This window comes from Mesorhizobium sp. M2A.F.Ca.ET.037.01.1.1, from assembly GCF_003998075.1.
GTDB lineage: Bacteria > Pseudomonadota > Alphaproteobacteria > Rhizobiales > Rhizobiaceae > Mesorhizobium.
In genome coordinates this window covers 1-7578 of sequence record NZ_RZSA01000236.1, presented here as the reverse complement: position 1 = coordinate 7578, position 7578 = coordinate 1, and the positions used below count along the sequence as shown (strand labels likewise).

Here is a 7578-nt window from a genome sequence, read left to right as displayed (position 1 = left end):
ACCTTCTCCCGCAAGGGGAGAAGGGAGCGCAGGCGCTATCCCTGCGACGGCGTGAACCTCGCCACCAGCGTATGGCTCTCCGCCGGATAGATGAAGCGTACATGGGTCACCGGGTGCTCAGCGCTCCAGGTGCGGCGCTCGACCACCAGGCAGGGCGCGCTCGCGTCGATGTCGAGCGCGTCGGCGATATTCTCATCAGCGGCCATGGCGCGAATGCGGTGCTCGGCCTCGCTCCACGGCACGCGGCCGATCAGCCAGGGGCCCGGCGCGATGTCGAGGAATTCCTCCTCGCTGGCCTCGGGTACGGCCGAAAGATTGATCAGCCGCTGCTCCAGCGCGAACGGCCGTTCGCCGGCAAAATGCAGGCCTTCCAGCGCCAGCACCGGCCCTGGCGCGGCAAGCCCGAGCAGCGCGCGGTCATCGGCACTGCTGCGCCGCTTGACGCGTTCCAGTCGCTCGTAGCGATAGGGCAGGCCGAGCGCCTCGACCTCGATCCTGATGTCGTGCAGTTCCAGCACCGCCGCTTGCGACTGCGGCTGGCGCACGAAACTCCCGGACCGGCGCCGGCGCTCGATCAGCCCGGCCTTGGCAAGCTGCGACAGCGCCTTGTTCACCGTCATGCGCGAGCAATTATATTGAGCCGTCAGCTCGTGCTCGAAGGGGATGCGATGCCCGGGCGCCCAGGCGCCCGAGAGGATCTTTTCACGGATGTCGGAGAGGATGCGCTGATGCAGCGATAGGATCTCGCCGCCATCGACATCGTCTGTCTCGACCAGGCTCATCGGACGGTCCTGTTCAGCCTTGCGACAATGCGGTCATGACTTCGCGGAACCGCTTGGCAACGGCGTCGCGCTTGACATGCCTGCCGCCGCTGACCTGCTTTCTGCCATGCACCCAGACGCAATCGACCTTGCTGCCATTGGCGAAGATCCAGGCGTCGAGGATCGCATCGCCCGTTTTGCCGGCCAGCGAAGGGTGGCCGGCATCGAGCGAGACGAGATCGGCAGCGCCGCCGGCGGCAATCTGCGACGGGCCGGCGCCCAGCGCCTGGCTGCCGCCGTCAAGCGCCGCATCGAACAGGGCGCGCCCGTTGGAACCGCCGGGACGCGCCAGCACATTGCGGGCGCGATGGGCGAGGCGCTGCGAATATTCGAGCTGCATCAGCTCGTCCGGCAGCCCGATCAGCACGTTGGAATCGGAGCCGACACCGAAACGGCCGCCATGCTCAACGAAAAGCGGCGCCGCGAAAGTGCCGTCGCCCAGATTGGCCTCGGTGATCGGGCAGAGCCCGGCGATCGACCCAGTCCGGGCCATGGCGATGGTTTCGGCCTCGGTCATATGCGTGGCATGGATCAGGCACCAGCGCGCGTCCACTTTAGCGTTGGCGAGGAGGAACTCGACCGGACGCTTGCCCGACCAGGCGACGCAGTCCTCGACCTCCTTCACCTGCTCGGCGACATGGATGTGGATCGGACTGTTCGGTGACATGGCCGCGACTGAATTGAGCTCGTCCGGAGTTGCGGCCCGCAAACTGTGCGGCGCGACGCCGACAACGGCCTGCTCAAGCGGACGAACAGCCTCGCGGGCTTTCTCAAGCAGACGTCCGAAACGTTCGACATCATTGATGAATCGCCGCTGGCCTTCATTAGGAGCGGCGCCGCCGAAGGCGGAATGAGCATAGAAGACCGGTAGGAGTGTCAGACCGATGCCGCTCTTTCCGGCTGCCGCCGCGATCCGCTCCGCCATCTCGGCGACGTTGGCGTAGGGCTGTCCGTCGCGGTCGTGATGCAGGTAGTGGAACTCGCCGACGCGGGAAAAGCCGGCCTCCAGCATTTCGACATAGAGCTGCGCCGCCACCGCCTCGACCTGGTCCGGCGTCATCGACAGCGCGAAGCGATACATGACCTCGCGCCAGCTCCAGAAACTGTCGGCCGAAGGGCCGCGCAGCTCAGCCAGCCCCGCCATGCCGCGCTGGAAGGCGTGGCTGTGCAGGTTGGGCATGCCAGGCAGGACGATGGCATGGCGCTCCTCGCCCGCTCGCGCGACAGCGCCGATCTCGACCGTGGAGATGCGGCCGCCCTCGAAAGCGATCCTGACATTGCCCTGCCAACCGCCGGGCAGCAGCGCCCGTTCCGCAAAGATTGCCGTCACGTTCCTCTCCGAATCTGAATGCCCAGGCGACATTATCGCTTGCGTTGCGTTCAATATGTATATACATAATCGCCATCCAAGCAAACGGAAAAGATGATGGGTGGAGCAAGCGGGAAGAGCGGCCATCGGGTCTGGCGCAATGCGCGCCTGGTGACCATGGCCGATGGCGCGGCCGGTCTCGGTATCGTCGAGAAAGGCGCGGTCGTCGCGCGCGACGGCCTCATTGTTTATGCCGGTCCCGAGGCCGATATGCCGGCTGCGGCCGGGCAGGGCGCCGAGACCGTTGATTGCGTGGGGCGTTGGATCACGCCTGGCCTGATCGATTGCCACACGCACCTCGTCTATGCCGGCAACCGCGCCAATGAATTCGAGATGCGGCTGGCCGGCGCCACCTATGAAGAAGTGGCTCGCGCTGGCGGCGGCATCGTTTCCTCGGTCAAGTCGCTACGCGCCGCCAGCGAGAACGAACTCGTCGCCCAGACTCTGCCGCGCCTCGATGCGCTGATGGCCGAAGGCGTCACCACCGTCGAGATCAAGTCCGGCTACGGCCTCGATGCCGACAACGAGAAGAAGTCGCTGCGCGCCGCCCGCCGTCTGGCAGACGAGCGCCCGGTCACGATCCGCACCACTTGTCTCGCGGCCCATGCGCTGCCGCCGGAAGCCAAGGGCGACAAGGACGCGTTCATCGATCTCGTCGCCGACACCATACTGCCGCAGGTCGCCGCCGAAAAGCTCGCCGACGCCGTCGATGGTTTTTGCGAAGGCATCGCCTTCTCGCCGGAGCAGATGGCCCGTGTCTTCGACAAGGCCAAGGCCCTCGGCCTGCCGGTGAAGCTGCACGCCGACCAGCTTTCCAACCTGCATGGCGCGGCCCTTGCCGCGCGCTATGGCGCGCTGTCGGCCGACCATCTTGAATACACGGACGAACAGGGCGCCGCCGCGATGGCCAGGGCCGGCACCGTGGCCACGATCCTGCCCGGCGCCTACTACTTCATCCGCGAAACCAAGAAGCCGCCGGTCGATCTCTTCCGCGGCCACGGCGTGAAGATGGCTGTCGCCACCGATAGCAATCCCGGCACCTCGCCGCTCACCTCGCTGCTGCTCACCATGAACATGGCCGCGACGCTCTTCGGCATGACCGTCGACGAATGCCTCGCCGGCGTCACCCGTGAGGCCGCGCGTGCGCTGGGGCTCCTCGACAAGACCGGCACGCTGGAAGCCGGCAAATCGGCCGACCTCGCCATCTGGGACATCGAGCGCCCGGCCGAACTCGTCTATCGCATGGGCTTCAATCCGCTCCATGCCCGCATCTGGAGAGGACAATGACCGAACTGACCCTGACGCCCGGCAGCGCGACGCTTGCCGACTGGCGCGCCATCTATCGCGGCGCCGTGCCGAAGCTGGACGACGCCTGCCGGCCAAGGATCAAGGCCAGCGCCGAGGCGGTGGCTCGCATCCTCGCCAAAGGCGAGCCGGTCTATGGCATCAACACCGGCTTCGGCAAGCTTGCCAGCGTCCGCATTCCAGAAAGCGATCTCGAAACGCTCCAGCGCAACATCGTGCTCTCGCATGCCGCCGGCGTCGGCGAGCCGATGCCGGTCGCCGTGGTGCGGCTGATGATGGCGCTGAAGCTCGCCAGCCTTGCCCAGGGTGCCTCCGGCGTGCGCGCCGAGACCATCGACCTGCTTCAAGGGATGCTCGCCAACGACGTCATTCCGGTCGTGCCGGCGAAGGGCTCGGTCGGCGCTTCCGGCGACCTCGCGCCGCTCTCGCACATGACCGCCGTCATGATCGGCGTCGGCGAATGCTTTACCCCGCATGGGCGCTTCCCGGCCAAGGTCGCCTTCGTCTCGCATGGGCTGGAGCCGGTGACGCTCGGCGCCAAGGAAGGCCTGGCGCTGCTCAACGGCACGCAGTTCTCGACCGCTTTTGCGCTGGCCGGCCTGTTCGAGGCCGAGGTGCTCTACCAGTCGGCGCTGGTTGCCGGCGCGCTATCGACGGACGCAGCCAAGGGCTCCGACGCCCCCTTCGATCCGCGCATTCATCTGTTGAGAAAACATCGCGGTCAGATCGAAACGGCGGATGCCTTGCGCAATCTGATGGCCGGCAGTGCCATCCGTGAATCGCATCGCGTCGACGACGAGCGCGTGCAGGATCCGTACTGCCTGCGCTGTCAGCCGCAGGTGATGGGCGCCGCGCTCGATGTGCTGCGCAAGGCCGCCGACACGCTCGAGACCGAGGCCAATGGCGTCACCGACAACCCGCTGATCTTCGCCGAGGACGACACCGCGCTCTCCGGCGGCAATTTCCATGCCGAGCCGGTGGCCTTCGCCGCCGACATGATCGCGCTGGCGGTCTGCGAGATCGGCTCGCTGTCGGAGCGGCGCATCGCCATGCTGGTCGATCCGGCGCTGTCGGGCATGCCGGCCTTTCTCACGCCCAAGCCGGGGCTCAATTCCGGTTTCATGATTCCGCAGGTGACGGCGGCAGCGCTTGTTTCGGAAAACAAGCAGAAGGCCTATCCGGCGAGCGTCGATTCGATCCCAACCTCGGCCAACCAGGAAGACCATGTCTCGATGGCCGCGCACGGCGCGCGCCGGCTGCTCGGCATGATCGAGAATGCGACCGCCGTCATCGGCATCGAATTGCTGGCCGCGGCGCAAGGCTGCGATTTCCAAGCGCCGCTTGCTTCGAGCGAGGCACTGGAAGCGGTGCGCAGGCTGGTCCGCGCCGAGGTGCCGTATCTCGACAATGACCGGCATTTCCATCCCGACATGGAAAAGGCAATCGCCATGGTGCGCAGCGGCGCCGCGGTGAAGGCGGCCGGTGCTGTGAAGCTGCCGGGGATTGCGTCGTGAGAATGCTAACGACGACACGGCGCCGTAGAGCGCCAACGCACGGAGGTCTCGCATGACCCCTCCCTGGCTTACCGTCACCCAAGGCACTGCGCCTCTGCTGGTCTCGATCCCGCACACAGGCATCGATCTTGCAGGCCTGGACTCCCGCCTGGTCTCAACCTGGCTCGGCCGGCGCGACTGCGACTGGTGGATCGACAAGCTCTATGATTTTGCCGCCGACCTTGGCGCGACCGTCGTGCACACCGCCATCTCGCGCACGGTCATCGACGTCAACCGTGATCCTTCCGGCGTTTCGCTCTATCCCGGACAGCCGACGACGACGCTCTGCCCGACGGACACGTTCGACGGCGATCCGCTCTACAATATGGGCGACGAACCGACGCCGTCCGAGATCGACCAGCGCCGCGAGACCTATTTCGTGCCGTATCATGCCGCCCTGCAGGCCGAGATCGACCGGCTGCGCGGCATGCATGAGAACATCGTGCTCTATGACTGCCATTCGATCCGCTCGGTGCTGCCGCGCCTGTTCGAAGGCACGCTGCCGGTCTTCAACCTCGGCACCAATGACGGCAGGAGCACCGATCCGTCGCTGCAGCAAAAGGTCAGCGAGATCCTTGCCGCGACCGGCGAGAGCTGGGTGGTGAACGGCCGTTTCAAGGGCGGCTGGATCACCAGAAGCTTCGGCCGGCCCGAGAACGGCGTCCACGCGCTTCAGATGGAGCTCTCCAACCGCGGCTATATGCGCGAGCCGGCCGAAAAGGGTTCGCCGGAAAACTGGCCGGTGCCTTACGACCCAAGCTATGCCGCGCCGATCCGCGCCACGCTGAAAACCATTCTCGAAACCGCCATTGAATGGGCTGGGCGCTGACGCGCCGCCTTACTCGAAAGGGACAATGATGAACGATCCGCGCCACAACATTCGCGAAGTGCGTGCGCCCCGCGGCGACAAGCTCAACGCCCGCTATTGGACGACCGAGGCGCCGCTGCGCATGCTGATGAACAATCTCGACCCGGAGGTCGCCGAGAACCCCAACGAGCTGGTCGTCTATGGCGGCATCGGCCGGGCGGCGCGCACCTGGAACGATTTCGACCGCATTGTCGCTTCGCTGAAGATGCTGGGCGAGGACGAGACGCTGCTGGTTCAGTCCGGCAAGCCGGTCGGCGTCTTCAAGACCCATTCCAATGCCCCGCGCGTGCTCATTGCCAACTCCAACATCGTGCCGCACTGGGCGAACTGGGAGAAGTTCAACGAGCTAGATAGGAAGGGCCTAATGATGTACGGCCAGATGACGGCCGGCTCCTGGATCTATATCGGCACGCAGGGCATCGTGCAGGGCACCTACGAGACCTTCGTCGAGGCCGGCCGCCAGCATTACAACGGCGACCTCAAGGGCAAGTGGATCCTGACCGGCGGCCTCGGCGGCATGGGCGGCGCCCAGCCTCTGGCCGCCGTCATGGCCGGTGCCTCCTGCCTCGCCATCGAGTGCAACCCTGACTCGATCGATTTTCGCCTGCGCACCCGCTATCTCGACGAGAAGGCCGAGACGCTGGATGAAGCGATGGAAATGATCGATCGCTGGACCAAGGCCGGCGAGGCGAAGTCCGTCGGCCTGCTCGGCAACGCCGCCGAGATCGTGCCCGAAATGTTTAGGCGCGGCATCCGCCCCGACATCCTCACCGACCAGACCTCGGCGCATGACCCGATCAACGGCTATCTGCCCAAGGGCTGGACCATGGCCGAATGGCGCGAGAAGCGCACCTCTGATCCGAAAGCCGTCGAAAAGGCTGCTCGCGCATCGATGCGCGAGCATGTCGAGGCGATGGTGGCGTTCTGGAACGCCGGCGTGCCGACGCTCGACTACGGCAACAACATCCGCCAGGTCGCCAAGGATGAAGGTTTTGAGAACGCCTTCGCCTTCCCGGGCTTCGTGCCGGCCTATATCCGCCCGCTGTTCTGCCGCGGCATCGGTCCATTCCGCTGGGCAGCGCTCTCGGGCGATCCGGAGGACATCTACAAGACCGATGCCAAGGTGCGCGAGCTCACTCCCGGCAACACGCATCTGCATAACTGGCTCGACATGGCGCGCGAGCGCATCTCGTTTCAGGGCCTGCCGGCGCGCATCTGCTGGGTCGGCCTCGGCGACCGCCATCGGCTCGGCCTCGCCTTCAACGAGATGGTCGCCAAGGGCGAGCTGAAGGCTCCCGTCGTCATCGGCCGTGATCATCTCGATTCCGGTTCGGTCGCCTCGCCGAATCGCGAGACCGAAGCGATGAAGGACGGCTCCGACGCCATTTCCGACTGGCCGCTGCTCAATGCGCTGCTCAACACCGCCTCCGGCGCCACCTGGGTGTCGCTCCATCACGGCGGCGGCGTCGGCATGGGCTTCTCGCAGCATGCCGGCATGGTGATCGTGGCCGACGGTACGGCAGAAGCCGCCAAGCGCCTGGAGCGCGTTTTGTGGAACGACCCGGCGACCGGCGTCATGCGCCATGCCGATGCCGGCTACGACATCGCCATTGAGTGCGCCAAGGAGCACCAGCTCAACCTGCCGGGCATATTGGGCTGAGC

At 65.9% G+C, this 7578-nt stretch carries 6 protein-coding genes; 4 read left to right on the top strand and 2 right to left on the bottom strand.

The features are described 5' to 3' along the window. Positions 1-35: 35 nt before the first annotated feature. Both hutC and EOA27_RS14135 read right to left on the bottom strand, forming a co-directional pair. Entirely contained in the window at positions 36-782 is a 747-nt protein-coding gene (hutC, locus tag EOA27_RS14140; protein ID WP_126083089.1) for a histidine utilization repressor, read from the bottom strand. A gap of 13 nt (positions 783-795) precedes the next feature. Further along, entirely contained in the window at positions 796-2151 is a 1356-nt protein-coding gene (locus tag EOA27_RS14135; RefSeq protein ID WP_126083088.1) for a formimidoylglutamate deiminase, read from the bottom strand. Between the two features lie 96 nt (positions 2152-2247). Between EOA27_RS14135 and hutI the strand changes: the two genes are divergently transcribed. From hutI to hutU, 4 genes are read left to right on the top strand one after another with little or no spacing between them, the layout of a single operon-like run. Then, positions 2248-3477 carry an imidazolonepropionase gene (gene hutI / locus EOA27_RS14130; protein WP_189343156.1) on the top strand — a complete coding sequence of 410 codons (1230 nt, stop codon included), beginning with the start codon at positions 2248-2250 and terminating at the stop codon, positions 3475-3477. Next, the gene (hutH, locus tag EOA27_RS14125) at positions 3474-5009 is read left to right on the top strand and encodes a histidine ammonia-lyase (RefSeq protein WP_126083086.1); all 1536 of its coding nucleotides are present in this window, start codon (positions 3474-3476) and stop codon (positions 5007-5009) included. The genes hutI and hutH overlap by 4 nt, the downstream gene beginning before the upstream one ends. A gap of 52 nt (positions 5010-5061) precedes the next feature. Beyond that, entirely contained in the window at positions 5062-5877 is an 816-nt protein-coding gene (gene hutG / locus EOA27_RS14120) for an N-formylglutamate deformylase (protein WP_126083085.1), read from the top strand. A gap of 28 nt (positions 5878-5905) precedes the next feature. Further along, the gene (hutU, locus tag EOA27_RS14115; protein WP_126083835.1) at positions 5906-7576 is read left to right on the top strand and encodes a urocanate hydratase; all 1671 of its coding nucleotides are present in this window, start codon (positions 5906-5908) and stop codon (positions 7574-7576) included. The last annotated feature ends 2 nt before the right edge of the window (positions 7577-7578 follow it).